Consider the following 16,920-nt stretch of genomic DNA (forward strand, 5'->3'; position numbering starts at 1 on the left):
CATAGGATAAATGCCGTGACGTACCAAGTGGGTTTACTAGGGTTGGGAACAGTGGGGGGGGGCGTTGCCCAAATTCTCAGGGATCCCGCTGGACGGCACCCCTTGCTCCGCGAATTGGCGATCGCCCGAGTGGGGGTGCGAGATCTAGCCAAACCCCGCGCAGTGGCCTTCGATCCCCAGTACCTGACCACCGACTTAGAGGCCATCGTCACCGATCCTGATATTGATATTGTGGTGGAGGTCTTGGGCGGCATTGAACCTGCCCGCTCCTTGATCCTCAAAGCCATTGCCAACGGTAAACATATTGTCACCGCCAACAAAGCCGTCATTGCTCGCCATGGGGCTGAAATTTTTGATGCCGCCAATGCCCAAGGGGTCTATGTGATGCTTGAAGCAGCCGTGGCTGGCGGCATTCCGGTCATTCAAGCCCTCAAACAAAGCCTTGGGGCAAACCGCATTCACACCATCACAGGGATTCTCAATGGCACCACTAACTATATCCTGACCCGCATGCAACAGGAGCAGGGAGACTTTGCACCCATTTTGGCGGATGCGCAGCGTCTGGGCTATGCAGAAGCCGATCCCAGCGCCGATATTGATGGTTTGGATGCGGCTGATAAAATTGCGATTTTGGCTAGCCTAGCCTTTGGCGGGCGAATTCCGCGGGATCAGGTCTATTGTGAGGGCATTCGCCAGATTACAGCAGCGGATATTGCCTACGCTGACAAATTAGGCTTTCGGATTAAACTACTGGCGATCGCCCACCAAGCCAGCGACCAGTCTCTTGAAGTGCGGGTACACCCTACCCTTGTTCCCCTAGACCATCCCCTAGCGGGAGTGAATGGCGTTTTTAATGCCATCCTCCTTGAGGCCACCCCCTTAGGCCAAGTGATGTTCTCCGGTCCAGGTGCCGGTGCCGGAGCAACGGCCAGTGCCGTCGTCGCGGATCTCATCAATATCGCTGCCCTGCTGCCCCAAGGTCGCGCCAGCCATCCTCTCCTTACCTGTCAGCACGAGCACACGGTGCCGCTCTTACCCATTGCCAAGGTCAACAGCCGCTTCTATGCCCGCGTCCATGCTCAGGATCACCCGGGCGTTCTCGGCAAACTAGGTACCTGTTTTGGGGCGCATAACGTTAGTCTTGAATCTCTTGTGCAAATTGGCGTGCACCATGAACTCGCAGAAATTGTCATTGTCACCCACCATGTTTGCGAGGGAGAATTCCGGCAGGCAATGGCCGAAATTAGTAGTATGCCCGACATTGAGGCCGTTCCCTCCATTGTGCGGGTTCTCGGCGGCTAGTTCGAGCTGGGTTGTCCTACGAGATCGTAGAGCAAGTGAGAGGGCATCCCCGCCGCAAGTAGCAGCCGTGGCAAGGTGGGCAGCACCCGGCAGGCATGGCGAATAAAGCCATGAATCCATTGATCGAGAGTCTCCACCTCTGCTTCGCTGAGGGGCATTTCTGTGCGGGCAATCGGCAGAACCCGAAGCAGATTGTTAACATCCCAGAATATGTCCACATGAAGCTGGCTAAGCCACCCCTGCCGCGGCCGAGTCAACAGCCAATAGTTGTTAACGATCATCTTGCCTAGGTAGCGCGCCGTGATGCTAGTCACTAGCTGAAAGTACTGGCCATACTGCCGCAACGTTACTGCATTGGTAGGCGCTGACACCGTGGCGGCTGGACTCTCAGCTTCCTCGCGATCGCTGAAAAATGAAGCCAAATCGGCCACTGCATCGGGTGAGACAGATGAGGTAGATAAGTCAACCCCTACTAAATTAAAAATTTTACGTTCAATATTTTTTAAGTGCTGAGTGTGATGCGGCTCGTTATCCTTAATTTTTTGATGTAGATTAATGAGAAACTCTAATTCATTTAATTGTGGATAGGTTAAATGGTCTAAATTTATGTAACTCTCTAGACGGTCTTCTAGTAACTCCATCGTAGTTGCGGTCTGATCCTGCAAACGAGATTGTACCGCTGGATGTGCGGCTAACAAACGGCGCACATAGTAGCGAACGGTTGGGGACACATTCATAAGACCCTCAGCCTCATAGAAACACCAAAGCAGTCCTTACGCAACTTCTCGGCGCATATGAAGATATTTTACATTAATGTTTTTTTAAGTATTGAGTGTGATGTGGCTCGTTAACTTTAATTTTKTGATGTAAGTCAATAGGAAGCTCTAATTTCTTTAAATTTTAAATAGGTTAAATAGTCTAAGGTTATATAACGCTCTAGGTGGTTTTCTGTTGACTCCATCGTGGTTGCGGGCCGATCCTACAACAGCCGCTTTTATGGCCGCGTCCATGCTCAGGATCACCCGGGCGTTCTCGGCAAATTAGGTACCTGTTTTGGGGCGCATAACGTCAGTCTTGAATCTCTTGTGCAAATTGGCGTGCACCATGAACTTGCAGAAATTGTCATTGTCACCCACCATGTTTGCGAGGGAGAATTCCGGCAGGCCATGGCCGAAATTAGTAGTATGCCCGACATTGAGGCCGTTCCCTCCATTGTGCGGGTTCTCGGCGGCTAGTTCGAGCTGGGCTATCTTACAAGATCGTAGAGCAAGTGAGAGGGCATCCCCGCCGCAAGTAGCAGCCGTGGCAAGGTGGGCAGCACCCGGCAGGCATAGCGAATAAAGCCATGAATCCATTGATCGAGAGTCTCCACCTCTGCTTCGCTGAGGGGCATCTCTGTGCGGGCAATCGGCAAATTTTGAAGGAAATTGTTAACATCCCAGAACGTGTCCACCCGAAGCTGGCTGAGCCACCCCTGCCGCGGCCGAGTCAACAGCCAATAGTTGTTAACGATCATCTTGCCTAGGTAGCGCGCCGTGATGCTAGTCACTAGCTGAAAGTACTGGCCATACTGCCGCAACGTTACTGCATTGGTAGGCGCTGACAGCGTGGCGGCTGGACTCTCAGTTTCCTCGCGATCGCTGAAAAATGAAGCCAGCTCTGCCACTGCATCGGGTGAGACAGATGAGGCAGATAAGTCAACCCCTACTAAATTAAAAATTTTACGTTCAATATTTTTTAAGTATTGAGTGTGATGCGGCTCGTTAGCCTTAATTTTTTGATGTAGCTCAATGAGAAACTCTAATTCATTTAATTGTGGATAGGTTAAATAGTCTAAATTTACGTAACTCTCTAGGTGGTCTTCTAGTGACTCCATCGTGGTTGGGGGCTGCTCCTGCAAACGAGATTGTACCGCTGGATGTGCGGCTAACAAACGGCGGACATAGTAGCGAACGGTTGGGGACACATTCATAAGACCCTCAGCCTCATAGAAACACCAAAGCAGTCCTTACGCAACTTCTCAGAACATAAAAATAAACATCAAAATTCAATCAAGTATGAATGAATAACCTTTTGATTATGTAATAAATAATTAAGAGATCTTTAGGCGTTACCTTGTGATGGAACTGAAACCCAACTGTCTAAAGCCGCAAAGCAAGTAAACAAATTAAAATATTAACGGACGGTTAAATATATATTATTAGTAGCCTATCTGCCCTGACCAATACTATATACCCGTTATAGATACTGCCTATGACAGTCGTCAAGTGTCGATTGCTACAAACTACTCCTTTGTGATGATCCCTTAACCGTAAAAATGAATTAAATTCACCAATTGCATCAATAACTAAAGAAATACTGAGGATTTGCCACGATTTGCCGGCTGCTGTGGGAGGAAGGGGGAGTGTAGGATGGGAGAGGCGTTACTCTAACATATTGGCTACGGTATGCCCCGTCGTACAGATATTTCTAAAATCCTGATTATTGGGTCTGGCCCCATTGTTATTGGTCAAGCCTGTGAGTTTGATTATTCCGGTACCCAAGCCTGCAAGGCGCTACGGGAGGAAGGGTATGAGGTGGTTTTAATCAACTCCAATCCGGCGACGATCATGACGGATCCAGAAACCGCCGATCGCACCTATATTGAACCGTTAACTCCAGAGATCGTTGAAAAAGTCATTGCGAGGGAACGACCCGATGCCCTCTTGCCCACTATGGGCGGCCAAACTGCCTTGAACTTAGCGGTGACCTTGGCGAAGTCAGGGGTGCTGGATCGCTACGGTGTGGAATTAATTGGTGCGAAGTTGCCAGCAATTGAAATGGCAGAGGATCGCAAGCTCTTTAAGGAGGCGATGCAGCGCATTGGGGTGGGAGTGTGCCCCTCGGGTTTGGCCAATACCCTTGAAGACGCTCGGGCGATCGCCCAGCAGATTGGCTGCTACCCCCTGATTATTCGCCCTGCCTTTACCCTCGGTGGCACGGGTGGTGGCATTGCCTACAACCAAGAAGAATTTGAAGAGATCGCGGTGGCGGGTCTCGATGCCAGCCCTGTATCCCAAATTTTGATTGAGCAGTCCCTCATTGGTTGGAAAGAGTACGAGCTAGAGGTCATGCGCGACATGGCTGACAACGTCGTGATCATCTGCTCCATTGAAAACCTTGATCCCATGGGGGTGCATACGGGTGACTCCATTACCGTTGCACCCGCCCAAACCCTAACCGACAAGGAGTACCAGCGCTTACGGGATGCCTCTATCAAAATCATCCGCGAAATTGGCGTTGAAACGGGGGGATCAAATATTCAATTTGCCGTCAACCCAGAAACTGGGGATGTCATTGTCATTGAGATGAATCCGCGGGTATCGCGTTCCTCGGCACTGGCCTCCAAAGCCACTGGGTTCCCCATTGCCAAAATGGCCGCCAAGTTAGCCGTGGGCTACACGCTGCCGGAAATCCCCAATGACATTACCCAAAAAACCCCCGCCAGTTTTGAACCGACCATTGACTATGTGGTCACCAAGATTCCACGGTTTGCCTTTGAAAAATTCCCAGGAGCGCAACCGGTTCTCACCACCCAAATGAAGTCGGTGGGTGAAGCCATGGCCATCGGTCGCACCTTTCAGGAATCGCTACAAAAAGCCCTGCGATCGCTGGAAACGGGTCGTGCAGGTTGGGGGTGCGATCGCCCCGAAAAATTGCCGAGCCTTGAGCAACTGCGGGGCAAGCTGCGAACCCCAAACCCTGATCGCATCTTTGCCATTCGCCATGCCTTTTTGCTGGGGATGACTGTTGAAGAGGTGTACGAACTCACGGCTATCGATCCGTGGTTTTTGCGTCAACTCCAAGGACTCCTAGAGACCGAAAAATTCCTCAAGCGTAGCAAGCTAGAACAGTTGAGCGCTGCGGAACTCTGGCGGATCAAGCAGCAGGGCTTCAGCGATGCTCAAATTGCCTACGCCACCAAAACCACTGACGATCAGGTGCGTGCCTATCGCCAATCCTTGGGCGTAGTGCCAGTGTATAAAACAGTGGATACCTGTGCTGCGGAGTTTGAAGCCTATACCCCTTACTATTACTCTACCTACGAGCAACCCACAGAGCGAATTAACCCTGATACAGGGGAACTAGAAGCACAGCCCCCTGAATCCGAAGTGCTGCCGCCACGCAAACCACGGGTGATGATTCTGGGATCAGGCCCGAACCGCATTGGCCAAGGGATTGAGTTTGACTATTGCTGCTGCCATGCCTCCTATGCCCTGCAGGCCGATGGCTATGAAACCATCATGGTGAACTCCAACCCAGAAACAGTCTCCACCGACTACGACACTAGCGATCGCCTCTACTTTGAACCCCTCACCAAGGAGGATGTGCTCAACATTATTGAGGTCGAGCGTCCCGTAGGCGTGATTATCCAGTTTGGTGGCCAAACCCCTCTAAAACTGGCACTGCCGCTGCAACAGTACCTCAACCAGCATGGCGAGGCACTGGGCACCAAAATTTGGGGCACCTCACCAGACTCCATTGATATTGCTGAAGACCGCGAACGGTTTGAAAAAATTCTGCGGGAACTAAATATTCCCCAGCCTCCCAACGGCACAGCTCGCAGCTACGATGAAGCCTTGGCCATTGCCCAGCGGATTAACTATCCAGTGGTTGTGCGCCCCAGCTACGTGCTTGGAGGGCGAGCCATGGAAATTGTCTATTCCGATGCTGAACTGGAGCGCTACATGACCGAGGCCGTGCAGGTGGAGCCTGAGCGCCCCATCCTCATTGACAAGTACCTCGAAAATGCCATTGAAGTGGATGTGGATGCCATTGCCGATGCCACAGGCACCGTGGTCATTGGCGGCGTGATGGAGCACATTGAGCAGGCCGGGATCCATTCCGGGGACTCCGCCTGTAGCTTACCCTCGCAATCCCTTAGCGCCACTGTCTTAGAGACAATTCGCACCTGGAGTATTGCCTTGGCCAAATCCCTGCATGTCATTGGCCTGATGAACTTGCAGTTAGCCGTCCAAGGCGAGCAGGTCTATATCCTTGAGGCGAACCCCCGCGCCTCGCGCACGGTTCCCTTTGTCTCGAAGGCGATCGGGGTGCCTTTGGCAAAGATTGCCGCGCGCTTGATGGCCGGCAAAACCCTGGCGGAGCTAAACATCCTCAGTGAAACGATTCCTGAGCATGTTGCTGTTAAGGAAGCTGTGCTCCCCTTTGAAAAATTTGCCGGCACTGACACCGTTCTGGGGCCTGAAATGCGCTCTACCGGCGAAGCGATGGGCATTGACGTTGATTTTGGCACAGCCTTTGCCAAGTCTCAGCTCTCGGCGCATCAAAAGTTGCCCTTAAAGGGTACGGTGTTTGTTTCCATGAGCGATCGCGACAAGGCTGCCATTGTGCCAGTGGTGCAGGAATTACAGTCCCTCGGTTTTCAGATTATTGCCACCGCAGGCACCCGGAATGCCCTGATGGCGGCTGGCCTCGAAAACATTGAACTCATCCTCAAGTTGCACGAGGGTCGCCCCCACGTTTTGGATGCCATTAAGAATGAGCAAATTTCCCTGATCCTAAACACGCCCTCTGGCGAAGAAGCTCGCGCCGATGGTCGTCTGATTCGCCGCACTGCCTTGGCCTACAAGATTCCCATTGTGACGACGATTGCTGGCGCCAAAGCCACGGTTGCGGCCATCAAAACTTTACAAACCTCAGAACTGGGGGTACGCGCCCTGCAAGATTATCATCCTGCCCGATGCTAAATGTTGGCTTTGGTAACTATGTGGCACCGGCTCGCGTCTTGGCGATCGTCAGCCCTGACTCAGCCCCCATCAAACGCTTAATTCTGGAAGCGCGGCAGCAGCATCACCTCATCGACACCACCCATGGGCGGCGCACCCGGGCAGTGTTGATTCTAGATGGCTCGACAGTCGTCCTATCGGCGCTGCACCCGGAAACCCTAGCTGCCCGCTTGAGCCAGCCCCTAAAAGACCCCCACCCCTAGGGATGCACATGGCCATCGGGCATAATGGCGCCACTGAGACGGGCACCCGTGAGCTTAACCAGCAACCGATTGCCTTGGCTCATTTTGGCGCCCCGTAAATCTGCCCCGCGCAGATCCGCACCGCTGAGATCCGCCCCAATCAAGTTGGCCTCTTGGAGATCTGCATAGCTGAGATCCGCTTGCAACAAATTCGCTCGGAAGAGATTAGCATGGCGCAGGTTGGCACGGTGCAAAATTACTCGATGTAAAAACGCATCACTGAGGTCGGCATGGCTGAGGTTGGCATGGCTGAGGTTACGGCCTTCAAAGTCTTTTTCGCTGAGGTTGGCGCCCTGTAAGTTCACCCCCGACATATCCTTGTGGGGAGGCGTGGTGCGGGGTGGCTCCGGCGGCGGTGGCGCAGCGGTACGTTGGCGACTGTAGGTGCCATAGGTATGATTGTGCCGCTGCGAGTAGCTACTGCCTTGCTGCTCCCGGGAGGTCTGGTAGCTGCGATAAGCGTAGGGGTTGGACTGGTAGTAGGGATCACTGCGATGCTCCCGCGGCGGGGAGGCAGTTGTACCGGCTGACGTACTGGCTTGGCGATAGCTCTGTCGCTGGTTGGTGCGTCCACTGGCGTGGCTGCCATATTTGTGGATGTGCTGCCGCAGTTGATCGCGAGCATCGTTAATTTGCTTAATCTTTTCTTGGGCTTTTTCCACCAGACGGACATTATCCTTGGGAATGCGATCGGGATGCCAAATAAACACGAGATCCCGATAGGCTCGATTCACGTCCTCTAGGGTTGCCCCCGGTTCTAACTCCAGTACCCGGTAACACGTCTCTAAATCGAGCATCCTTTGACGGCCTATCATGGATAGTGACAATTCTAACGGTGGGATTGCCCCCCTTGGGTTGAGAAAGAATGCGCTAATATTAACTTATGTAAAAACTCTTCATAATTTTGCATCGGAGGATGGCGATCGGTGAATAAACAATGGCGCAATGCGGGGTTATACGTTCTTTTAGCAATTGTGGTGCTGGCGTTGGCCACCGCCTTTTTTGATCGCCAGCCCACCATTAAGCAGACTTGGGCCTACAGTCAACTGATTCAAGAAGTTGAGAACAAGCAAGTTAGCAAAATCAGCATCAGTCCCGATCGCGCTCAGGCGCAAGCGATTACCCAAGACGGGACACGGGTGTTAGTCAACCTCCCCAACGATCCTGAATTACTGGATATCTTGGCCAGCAATAATGTGGATATTTCCGTCTTACCCCAGAGCAATGATGGCTTCTGGTTCCGGGCGCTGAGTAGCCTGCTGGTGCCCATTGGCCTGTTGGTTCTATTGTTCTTCCTGTTGCGGCGCGCCCAGGCCGGTCCTGGGAACCAAGCAATGAACTTTGGTAAATCGCGGGCACGGGTACAAATGGAGCCGCAAACCCAAGTCACCTTTAATGACGTGGCGGGCATTGACCAAGCCAAGCTCGAATTAGGAGAAGTGGTGGAGTTCCTCAAGTACGCCGATCGCTTCACGGAAGTGGGTGCCAAAATCCCCAAAGGGGTGCTGTTGGTCGGTCCGCCGGGAACTGGTAAAACCTTGCTGGCACGAGCTGTAGCCGGTGAAGCAGGGGTTCCCTTCTTTTCCATCTCTGGCTCTGAGTTTGTGGAAATGTTTGTCGGGGTGGGTGCCTCGCGGGTGCGGGATCTCTTTGAGCAGGCAAAGGCCAACGCTCCCTGCATTGTCTTTATTGATGAAATTGATGCCGTGGGTCGCCAGCGGGGTGCCGGTCTTGGCGGCGGTAACGATGAGCGTGAGCAAACCCTCAACCAACTGCTGACAGAAATGGATGGCTTTGAGGGCAATACTGGCATCATCATTATTGCGGCCACAAACCGCCCCGATGTCCTCGATGCTGCCCTGTTGCGCCCCGGTCGCTTCGATCGCCAAGTGGTTGTGGATCGCCCTGACTATAAAGGCCGTCTTGATATTCTCAAAGTCCATGCCCGTGGCAAAACCTTGGCCAAGGATGTGGATCTCGATAAAATTGCCCGCCGTACCCCTGGTTTTACGGGGGCTGATCTGTCCAATCTGCTGAACGAAGCTGCCATCCTTGCCGCTCGTCGTAATCTCACTGAAATTTCCATGGATGAGATCAACGATGCCATTGATCGGGTACTGGCCGGGCCTGAGAAGAAAGATCGCGTCATGAGCGAGCGGCGCAAAACCCTTGTGGCTTACCACGAAGCAGGTCATGCCTTGGTGGGTGCCCTGATGCCAGATTACGACCCAGTGCAGAAAGTCAGCATCATTCCCCGTGGGCGTGCCGGTGGCTTAACTTGGTTCACCCCCAACGAAGATCAGATGGATTCTGGCCTCTATAGCCGCGCTTACCTGCAAAATCAGATGGCGGTTGCTTTGGGGGGGCGGATTGCTGAAGAGATTGTCTTTGGTGAAGACGAAGTGACCACTGGCGCGTCTAACGATTTGCAGCAAGTGGCACGGGTAGCTCGGCAAATGGTGACGCGCTTTGGCATGAGCGATCGCCTCGGTCCAGTGGCCTTGGGGCGGCAATCAGGGAATGTGTTCCTTGGCCGGGACATCATGGCGGAGCGGGATTTTTCTGAAGAAACCGCTGCAACCATTGACGATGAGGTGCGCAATTTGGTGGATCAAGCCTACCGGCGTGCTAAAGAGGTGCTGGTCAACAACCGTCATGTACTGGATCAGATTGCCCAAGTCCTGATCGAAAAAGAAACCATCGATGCCGAGGAACTTCAGACTATTCTTGATCGCAATGACGTGAAAATGGCAACCATCCCCTAGGGTGAAGGTCGTCTGAAGTTTGTCAGTTAACCATGGTCTAAAGATTGCCTAATGGGGGGTTGACGTCAACCCCCTATTTTTTGGCACTCATTTTTGGGTACTCAATTAAGCGTTTGGCCAGTGAGCGCGGGGGTTAAACGTCCGCAGCGATCGCAATTTTTCGTAGAGGTCTTTTTCAGCCGCACTCAGAGACTTCGGCGGGACAATTTGCACCTTGGCCAGTAAGTCGCCATGGGTGCCATCACTTTTGCGCCAGCCTTTGCCCCGCAAGCGCAGCGATTGCCCCGATCGTGTGCCCGCGGGAATATTTAACACCACATTCCCGCTAGGGGTGGGAACAGTTACCTGTGCCCCCAAGGCTGCCTCATCGGGGGCTAGGGGCAGATCCATCACCAGTTGATTCTCTTCAAAGCGAAAAAGCGGATGGGGGGCGACTTGTACAGTTAAGTAGAGATCGCCGCGCTGCTGCGTGTAGGGATTTGACCGACCTTTGCCCCGCAACCGCAGTTTAGTCCCTGGCTTGATCCCAGCGGGAATGGTCACGGTGACTTTTTCACTGCCAATCTGAAAGGTTTTTTCACAGCCTTGAGCGGCCTCCTGAAAACTGATTTGGGCGTCTGCTTCCACGTCGGCACTGGTGCTGCTAAAGCCAGAGGGATCAAAGCCACCCGACCAACCACTGGCGGTACCCGCAGTCGAAAATCGCCCGAGAAGTTCGTTGATAAACTCTTCAAAGTTGGCAAATTGACTGAAGTCGGCATCAAACCCACCCACATTCACATTGAAGCCACCGGCTCCTCCCCCGCCTGCCTGTTGCCAGTACTGGCCAAACTGGTCGTACTTACGGCGTTTTTCAGGATCCGAGAGGACTTCGTGCGCCTCGTTAATTTCTTTGAAGCGAGCTTCGGCGTCCTTATCACCGGGGTTGAGGTCGGGGTGATACTTGCGGGCAAGGCGACGAAATGCTTGCCGAATGTCAGCATCCGTGGCAGTTTTGCTGACCCCTAGAACTTGGTAGTAGTCTTTGAAGTCGGTACGAGCCATAGGATGATGCGCCTCTACAGTACAAGATGATCGTGTTGCTGAGTGCCCGCTCCCCAAGGGGACAAAAAACTGAGTGCTATTATAGGTGAATCAGTTCACCGCGTCTCAACGGCATGGCAACGTTTTTACGGCCAGAATTAGAGGCCATTAAAGCCTACTCTACCCCTCCCGAAGCCAGTAGTGGTACTCTGCCAGCGCAGGTGGACTACCTCGACACCAATGAATTTCCCCTCGATCTGCCCGCGCACCTCAAGGCAGCGCTTGCCCGGCAGTACGTTGAGGCAATGGCTAGCAATCGCTATCCCGATAGTAGCCACTGGCACCTCAAACAGGCGATCGCCACCTATGCGAGTGAGCACAGTAGCGTGCCGATTGTGCCCAATCAGATTGCGGTGGGGAATGGCTCTGATGAACTGATTCGCGCGTTACTGCTGGCAACGGCTTTAGGGAGCCATGGATCTATCGTAGTGGCAGAGCCGACGTTTTCAATATATGGGATTCTGGCTCAAAGCTTAGGGATTCCCGTCCACCGTGCCCAGCGGCATCCTGACACCTTTGCGGTAGAGATTGAAACGGCTGAGGCGCTCATGGCAATGGCAACTCCGCCGGTGCGAGTGCTCTTTATGCTGCAGCCAAACTCCCCCACGGGGAATGCCTTAACCTCCACTGAGGTGGCATGGTTGCGGCAGGTGCCGACGGATATTTTAGTGGTGATTGATGAAGCCTATTTTGAATTTTCGGGGAAAACCCTACTGCCGGAACTGGCGGATCATCCCAATTGGCTGATTTTGCGCACCTTTTCTAAGGCGCTGCGCTTGGCGGCTCATCGTGTGGGCTATGCGATCGCCGAGCCAACGGTGATTGCGGCGCTTGAAAAACTGCGGCTGCCCTACAACCTGCCCAGTATGTCTCAACTGGCCGCCTGCTTTGTCCTCGAACATCGCCACGAGCTACTGGCGGACATTCCGGCGGTGATTGCCGAGCGTGAGCGGCTTTACCGTCAACTGCAAACCTGCCCGCACCTGCGGGTCTGGCCTAGTGTCGCCAACTTTCTCTTTTTCCGCCTTAATGATCCGTCCCATACCCAACCCCTATGCCAAGCCTTAGAGCAGCAAGGAACCTTAGTGCGGGCGATCGCCAACGGCATTCGCGTTTCCATTGGAACTAAAGAGGAAAATGAGCGATTTTGGCAGCGCCTGCAACACTATCTGTCGGCTCATTCCAAGGTATGACAATTGCCAACGGTGCTCCCTAAAATAGATTAGATTCAAGCTAGTTTGCTGTGGCTGCTGTTGTACCGTGATCATCCTGCACCTTCTTGATCCGTGGAAGCGAACGCCAATTAAAACGTGGCGATTTCCCATCAAGACCACCATTCGGATTGGCCGTGCCGCAGACAACGATGTCATTCTCAACGATATTCTCGTCAGCCGTTATCACGCGGAACTGGGGTGCTACCGTGACCCTGAAAACTTAGGTCGTTGGTATCTGAAAAGCGTGGGGGCGATCGGCACCTTTGTGGATGGTCGCTTAGTGGATGAAAGCAAACTGTCCCACGGCAGCCTGATTCAGTTAGGCCCGACAGGGCCAATTCTACAGTTTAACGAGCAAACCTTTCGCCGCAGTGCCCCCACCCTGAGTGAGTGCACCCATGTCGGCAATATGCCCGGAAACTTATTTTGTATTCACTGCGGAGAGCCGCTCAATATTCAGCGTACCGTTCGCAATTACCATATCTTGCGGCTGCTGGGGCAGGGGGGGATTGGCACCACCTACCTTGCCTGCGAGGCACGAGCTACCGGTGGATTTGGAACTAAAGTGCCTGAAGTGCGCGTGCTCAAGGAACTCAGGGCAGACATGGCAGATCATGAAAAAGCCCAAGAACTGTTTGAGCGGGAAGGACGCATTCTGCAAATGTTAGACCATGCTGGTATTCCCCGCTTTTATGATTTTTTTATTGAAAATGGCAAAAGCTATTTAGTCATGGAGCTGATCCATGGCCTAGACCTAGAGCGCTGGGTACTCCGCAATGGCACCGTTCCAGTCCCCCAAGCCATTCAGTGGATGATACAAACCTGTGGCGTGCTCGACTACCTCCACAATCAGGAGCCACCTGTGATCCACCGCGATCTCAAACCCAGTAACCTATTAGTGCGCTCTCGCGATAACCAGATTGTTCTCATTGATTTTGGGGCGGTGAAGGAACTTGGGCATTCTCCCGGTGGTACCCGCATTGCCGTGGAAGGGTATAGTGCGCCAGAACAAATGATGGGTCAACCGGTCGTGCAGTCCGATTTATTTGCCGTAGGAGCCACCCTCGCCTTCCTGCTGTTGGGGGATAGCCCCATTCGCTTTTACCGTCATTGCGAGGGGTTACACCGCTTGGATGTCAGCAATCGCCCAGAGATTCCCGAAGCCCTGAAACGGGTCATTCACCGGGCGACTGCGCCCCTGCTGCCAGACCGCTACCCCTCGGCGATCGCCCTCGCCCAAGCCCTCAAAGCCTGCTTAACCACACCAGAGACAAACATGCTGCCCATCGCTGAAAATTGACTCTCTCTTGCCTGCATCGTTGTATAGTGTTGTTCTACACAGAATCACCTTCAAGCTAGGGGAATCCACATGCAGTTATTGGCCACGGGTTTTACCGTCGGGGCTGGAAATTTTGTTCCGTTTTATGGAGTGCTCATTCTGGGATTGATTGCAGCGGTCAGTATTGGCTTGGTGGCATGGTACAACTCCAAGCGCCCGCCGGGCTGGGAAAATGCCGATCGCCCCAGGTTTATTCCCAAGCTAGATTTGGATAGCGATACCCCGCCTGCCGCAGCCCCTGAGGATGAAACCGACTCGTGAAGCTGTTCCGTATTCTGCTTCAGGCCGCATGGCCAACCGTCGCGGGAGCAGCTTTCGCTGGACTCCTCAACGGGGGGAGTACCGCTGGCCTCATTGCCCTGATTAATGCCACCCTCCAGGGAACCCCATCGTTACAACCGCTATTGCCGTGGGGGTTTATTGTTTTGGGGGGGCTGCTACTGCTGACGCACTTCGCCTCTCAGGTCTTGCTAGTGCGCGCAGCCCAACAAGCCGTCTATGAAATGCGCTTACTCCTTGGGCGGCAAATTTTAGCCTCCCCCCTGCGCCAACTCGAAGCCATTGGCCATCCGCAACTGCTAGCAACCCTCACAGAAGACGTAGATGCGGTCGCCCGATCGTTTTCAGTGTTGCCCAATCTCTTTAATGCCGTGGCCATTGTTTGTGGCTGTTTAATCTATATGGGTTGGTTGTCACCGCCCCTATTTTTTGCTCTAGTTGCTTTAATTGGCATTGGTGCAGGTAGCTACATGGTTCTGGCGGGAAAAGCCCGGCAGTTTCTCGAGCAAGCGCGCAGCGAACAGGATCGGCTGTTTCAGCATTTTCGTAGCCTCACCGAGGGGATAAAAGAACTAAAGCTCAATCGGCGGCGACGGCTGGCATTTCTGCATCAAGAACTAGAACCCACCGCCCAGCAAACGCGACAGCAAAACCAATTAGGGTATATGGTCTTTGCCATTGCCGCCAGTTGGGGGCAGTTATTGCTCTTCGTCACCATTGGCTTCTTCCTGTTTACGTTGCCGCACCTGCTGGGAGCAACGCCGACGGTGCTCTCCGGCTATGTCCTAACTATTATTTACCTGATGCTGCCGATGCAGCAGGTGATTGATGCCATTCCTATTTTTAGTCGTGCCAGCGTTGCCCTGAAAAAAGTGGAATCTTTGCAACTGAGCTTGGGGGAACCACAGCAAGATCCTGATGCCAGTGCTGACTTCATGCCCTTGGGCTGGCAGACGCTGCGCTTGGAAAACATTCGCCATCAGTACCGCGGCAGCCACGAGGATGAGCCAGTGACCTTTACTCTTGGCCCACTCAGTCTAAAAGCACAGGCTGGCGAGCTAATTTTTATTGTGGGGGGCAATGGCAGTGGCAAATCTACCCTAGCCAAGATTATTACTGGCCTTTACGTGCCGGATCAAGGCGAGATCTGGGTGGATGATTATTGCCTGACTCCCAACGACTATGAATGGTATCGGCAGCACTTTAGCGCGGTCTTCAGTGACTTTTATTTATTTGATCGGCTCTTGGGCCTAGATTCTACAGACCGCTTAGCAGTGGTGCCCTACTACCTCGATAAGTTACGCCTGAGTCATAAGGTCCGGCTTGAGGGCGATCGCTTTTCTACCACGTCCCTCTCTCAAGGCGAGCGCAAACGCCTCGGGCTGCTGATGGCCTATCTCGACGATCGCCCCGCCTATCTCTTTGATGAATGGGCAGCGGATCAAGATCCCGTCTTCCGCGATATTTTTTACCGCCAACTGCTACCGGAGCTAAAGGCGCAGGGCAAAACCGTATTTGTCATTAGCCATGACGATCGCTACTTTGATGTGGCTGACCAACTTCTGAAGCTAGATTACGGTCAACTGGTGCAACACACTTGCCGCAATCAATAGGGAAGCTGCCAATAGCGGCAGATGGCATGAGCTAAGGTCATTACCCCCACGGGAATCGCTTGCTCATCTACATCAAACTCTGGGTGGTGCAGGGGATAGTTGGGGCGATCGCGAAAACCAACTCCAAGCCGAAACATCGCCCCCGGAGCGTGTTCAAGGTACAGTGCAAAATCCTCCGCCCCAAGGGACGGCTCTGGCAAAATATGGACGTGAGCCGACCCTACCACATCAGTGGCGGCCTCCGCCAGTAGCTGCGACAGGTAAGGCGTATTTTCGACCCCCGGCACCCCTCGGCGATAGTGCAGTTTATAGCGGGCACCGTAGGCATTACACACATTCGCCACAATCTGTTCAATCCACGCCGGTAGATGAGTACGGGTTTCGGGATGGAGCGATCGCACCGTTCCCTGCAACGTCACCTGATCGGCAATCACATTGGGGGCACGGCCACCGTGAATTTTGCCAAAGGTGAGTACCACCGGCCGCAGCGGATTTTGAGTGCGGCTAATCGCCTGTTGCAGCGCACTGATCACCTGTGCCGCAATCCAAATTGCATCCACCGCTTCGTGGGGACGTGCCCCATGCCCCGACTCCCCTAAAATCGTCAACTCGAGATCATCAGCAGCAGCCGTGAGAGCCCCATAGCGAACCGCCACCTCCCCAGCCGCAATACTAGGAAACACATGTAGGGAAAGAATGGCACTCACGTCCTTCATGACGCCATCGGCAATCATCCAACTTGCCCCTTGGGCAATTTCTTCCGCTGGCTGGAAAATAAAACGTACCGACCCGGGCAATTCATCTTTGAGAGCCGCCAAAACCATTGCTGTTCCTAAGCCAACGGTAGTGTGAACATCGTGACCACAGGCGTGCATCACCCCCGGATGCTTCGAGCTAAAGTCTAGGTTAGTGCGCTCCTGAATGGGCAGTGCATCCATATCCGTGCGCAGGGCAATGATGCGGTCTTCACCGGTTGCGCCAGCCAGTTCCGCCACAACCCCCACACGCCCCACATTCTGCTGTATGGTCAAGCCCGCAGAAGACAGCACCCCTGCCACATAAGCTGCGGTTTGATGCTCTTCGCCACTGAGTTCTGGGTAGCGGTGCAGGTGTCGGCGAATGTCAATCAAGCGAGGCGTAAGACTAGCAGCCAATTGGCGAATGCGAGCAAGCATAGCGGGCACGACGGCAAGATATTCCTTTTCCTTAACATTATTATCATTATTATTGCCACTTTACCGAAAAACACCGTAAAGCCCTGCACTTTAGGGCAGGGATGTAAGGCGCAAATTAT

General features: G+C 53.4%; 14 protein-coding genes. 9 read left to right on the forward strand and 5 right to left on the reverse strand.

Annotated features, from left to right (window positions below):
- Positions 1–15 precede the first annotated feature (15 nt).
- On the forward strand, positions 16–1,302 hold the full coding sequence (locus L5220_RS09530) for a homoserine dehydrogenase (protein WP_448514313.1): 1,287 nt from the start codon (positions 16–18) through the stop codon (positions 1,300–1,302).
- Here L5220_RS09530 and L5220_RS09535 read toward each other — a convergent pair.
- A complete protein-coding gene (locus L5220_RS09535) occupies positions 1,299–2,039 on the reverse strand; it encodes a hypothetical protein (protein WP_499573236.1) in 741 nt (246 codons plus the stop codon). The genes L5220_RS09530 and L5220_RS09535 overlap by 4 nt on opposite strands.
- Positions 2,040–2,264: 225 nt before the next feature.
- Between L5220_RS09535 and L5220_RS09540 the strand changes: the two genes are divergently transcribed.
- Positions 2,265–2,537 carry an ACT domain-containing protein gene (locus L5220_RS09540; RefSeq protein WP_499573238.1) on the forward strand — a complete coding sequence of 91 codons (273 nt, stop codon included), beginning with the start codon at positions 2,265–2,267 and terminating at the stop codon, positions 2,535–2,537.
- Positions 2,538–2,548: 11 nt separating this feature from the next.
- Here L5220_RS09540 and L5220_RS09545 read toward each other — a convergent pair whose 3' ends face one another.
- Positions 2,549–3,274 carry a hypothetical protein gene (locus tag L5220_RS09545; protein ID WP_499573240.1) on the reverse strand — a complete coding sequence of 242 codons (726 nt, stop codon included), beginning with the start codon at positions 3,272–3,274 and terminating at the stop codon, positions 2,549–2,551.
- Between the two features lie 475 nt (positions 3,275–3,749).
- Between L5220_RS09545 and carB the strand changes: the two genes are divergently transcribed.
- Positions 3,750–7,052 carry a carbamoyl-phosphate synthase large subunit gene (carB, locus tag L5220_RS09550; RefSeq protein WP_499573242.1) on the forward strand — a complete coding sequence of 1,101 codons (3,303 nt, stop codon included), beginning with the start codon at positions 3,750–3,752 and terminating at the stop codon, positions 7,050–7,052.
- Positions 7,046–7,294, forward strand: a complete 249-nt coding sequence (locus tag L5220_RS09555) for a DUF370 domain-containing protein (protein WP_099799172.1) — start codon at positions 7,046–7,048, stop codon at positions 7,292–7,294. Before carB ends, L5220_RS09555 begins: the two co-directional genes overlap by 7 nt.
- Here L5220_RS09555 and L5220_RS09560 read toward each other — a convergent pair.
- Positions 7,291–8,130 (reverse strand): pentapeptide repeat-containing protein, encoded by an 840-nt coding sequence (locus L5220_RS09560; protein WP_448527936.1) that lies wholly within the window; start codon positions 8,128–8,130, stop codon positions 7,291–7,293. The two genes, L5220_RS09555 and L5220_RS09560, sit on opposite strands and share 4 nt — an antisense overlap.
- 129 nt (positions 8,131–8,259) lie before the next feature.
- Here L5220_RS09560 and ftsH3 point away from each other — a divergent pair, with 129 nt between their 5' ends.
- Positions 8,260–10,098 (forward strand): ATP-dependent zinc metalloprotease FtsH3, encoded by a 1,839-nt coding sequence (gene ftsH3 / locus L5220_RS09565; RefSeq protein WP_499573245.1) that lies wholly within the window; start codon positions 8,260–8,262, stop codon positions 10,096–10,098.
- 105 nt (positions 10,099–10,203) lie between these two features.
- Here the strand turns inward: ftsH3 and L5220_RS09570 are convergent, their stop codons facing one another.
- On the reverse strand, positions 10,204–11,142 hold the full coding sequence (locus tag L5220_RS09570) for a DnaJ C-terminal domain-containing protein (RefSeq protein WP_448514574.1): 939 nt from the start codon (positions 11,140–11,142) through the stop codon (positions 10,204–10,206).
- Between the two features lie 113 nt (positions 11,143–11,255).
- On the opposite strand from L5220_RS09570, the gene L5220_RS09575 reads away from it, so the two are divergent.
- From L5220_RS09575 to L5220_RS09590, 4 genes are all read left to right on the forward strand, one after another.
- Positions 11,256–12,374 (forward strand): histidinol-phosphate transaminase, encoded by a 1,119-nt coding sequence (locus L5220_RS09575; RefSeq protein ID WP_499573247.1) that lies wholly within the window; start codon positions 11,256–11,258, stop codon positions 12,372–12,374.
- Between the two features lie 67 nt (positions 12,375–12,441).
- Positions 12,442–13,695, forward strand: coding sequence for a protein kinase domain-containing protein (locus L5220_RS09580; protein ID WP_499573249.1), 1,254 nt, complete (start codon positions 12,442–12,444; stop codon positions 13,693–13,695).
- A 69-nt stretch (positions 13,696–13,764) separates the two neighbouring features.
- Entirely contained in the window at positions 13,765–13,995 is a 231-nt protein-coding gene (gene psb35 / locus L5220_RS09585) for a photosystem II assembly protein Psb35 (protein WP_099799178.1), read from the forward strand.
- Positions 13,992–15,626: a cyclic peptide export ABC transporter gene (locus L5220_RS09590; protein ID WP_499573251.1), complete on the forward strand. Its 1,635-nt coding sequence runs from the start codon at positions 13,992–13,994 to the stop codon at positions 15,624–15,626. Before psb35 ends, L5220_RS09590 begins: the two co-directional genes overlap by 4 nt.
- Here L5220_RS09590 and L5220_RS09595 read toward each other — a convergent pair.
- Positions 15,620–16,801, reverse strand: a complete 1,182-nt coding sequence (locus L5220_RS09595; RefSeq protein ID WP_499573275.1) for a M20 family metallopeptidase — start codon at positions 16,799–16,801, stop codon at positions 15,620–15,622. The two genes, L5220_RS09590 and L5220_RS09595, sit on opposite strands and share 7 nt — an antisense overlap.
- Positions 16,802–16,920: the final 119 nt, after the last annotated feature.

This window comes from Synechococcus sp. PCC 6716, assembly GCF_022570815.1.
GTDB classification, from domain to species: domain Bacteria; phylum Cyanobacteriota; class Cyanobacteriia; order Thermosynechococcales; family Thermosynechococcaceae; genus Thermosynechococcus; species Thermosynechococcus lividus.

Bases quoted from the DNA above. Each gene is read 5' to 3' on its own strand.
- L5220_RS09545 (WP_499573240.1), bottom strand. From the start codon at position 3,274: ATGAATGTGTCCCCAACCGTTCGCTACTATGTCCGCCGTTTGTTAGCC.
- L5220_RS09535 (WP_499573236.1), bottom strand. From the start codon at position 2,039: ATGAATGTGTCCCCAACCGTTCGCTACTATGTGCGCCGTTTGTTAGCC.
- L5220_RS09575 (WP_499573247.1), top strand. From the start codon at position 11,256: ATGGCAACGTTTTTACGGCCAGAATTAGAGGCCATTAAAGCCTACTCT.
- carB (WP_499573242.1), top strand. From the start codon at position 3,750: ATGCCCCGTCGTACAGATATTTCTAAAATCCTGATTATTGGGTCTGGC.
- psb35 (WP_099799178.1), top strand. From the start codon at position 13,765: ATGCAGTTATTGGCCACGGGTTTTACCGTCGGGGCTGGAAATTTTGTT.
- L5220_RS09595 (WP_499573275.1), bottom strand. From the start codon at position 16,801: ATGCTTGCTCGCATTCGCCAATTGGCTGCTAGTCTTACGCCTCGCTTG.
- L5220_RS09555 (WP_099799172.1), top strand. From the start codon at position 7,046: ATGCTAAATGTTGGCTTTGGTAACTATGTGGCACCGGCTCGCGTCTTG.
- L5220_RS09560 (WP_448527936.1), bottom strand. From the start codon at position 8,130: ATGCTCGATTTAGAGACGTGTTACCGGGTACTGGAGTTAGAACCGGGG.
- L5220_RS09570 (WP_448514574.1), bottom strand. From the start codon at position 11,142: ATGGCTCGTACCGACTTCAAAGACTACTACCAAGTTCTAGGGGTCAGC.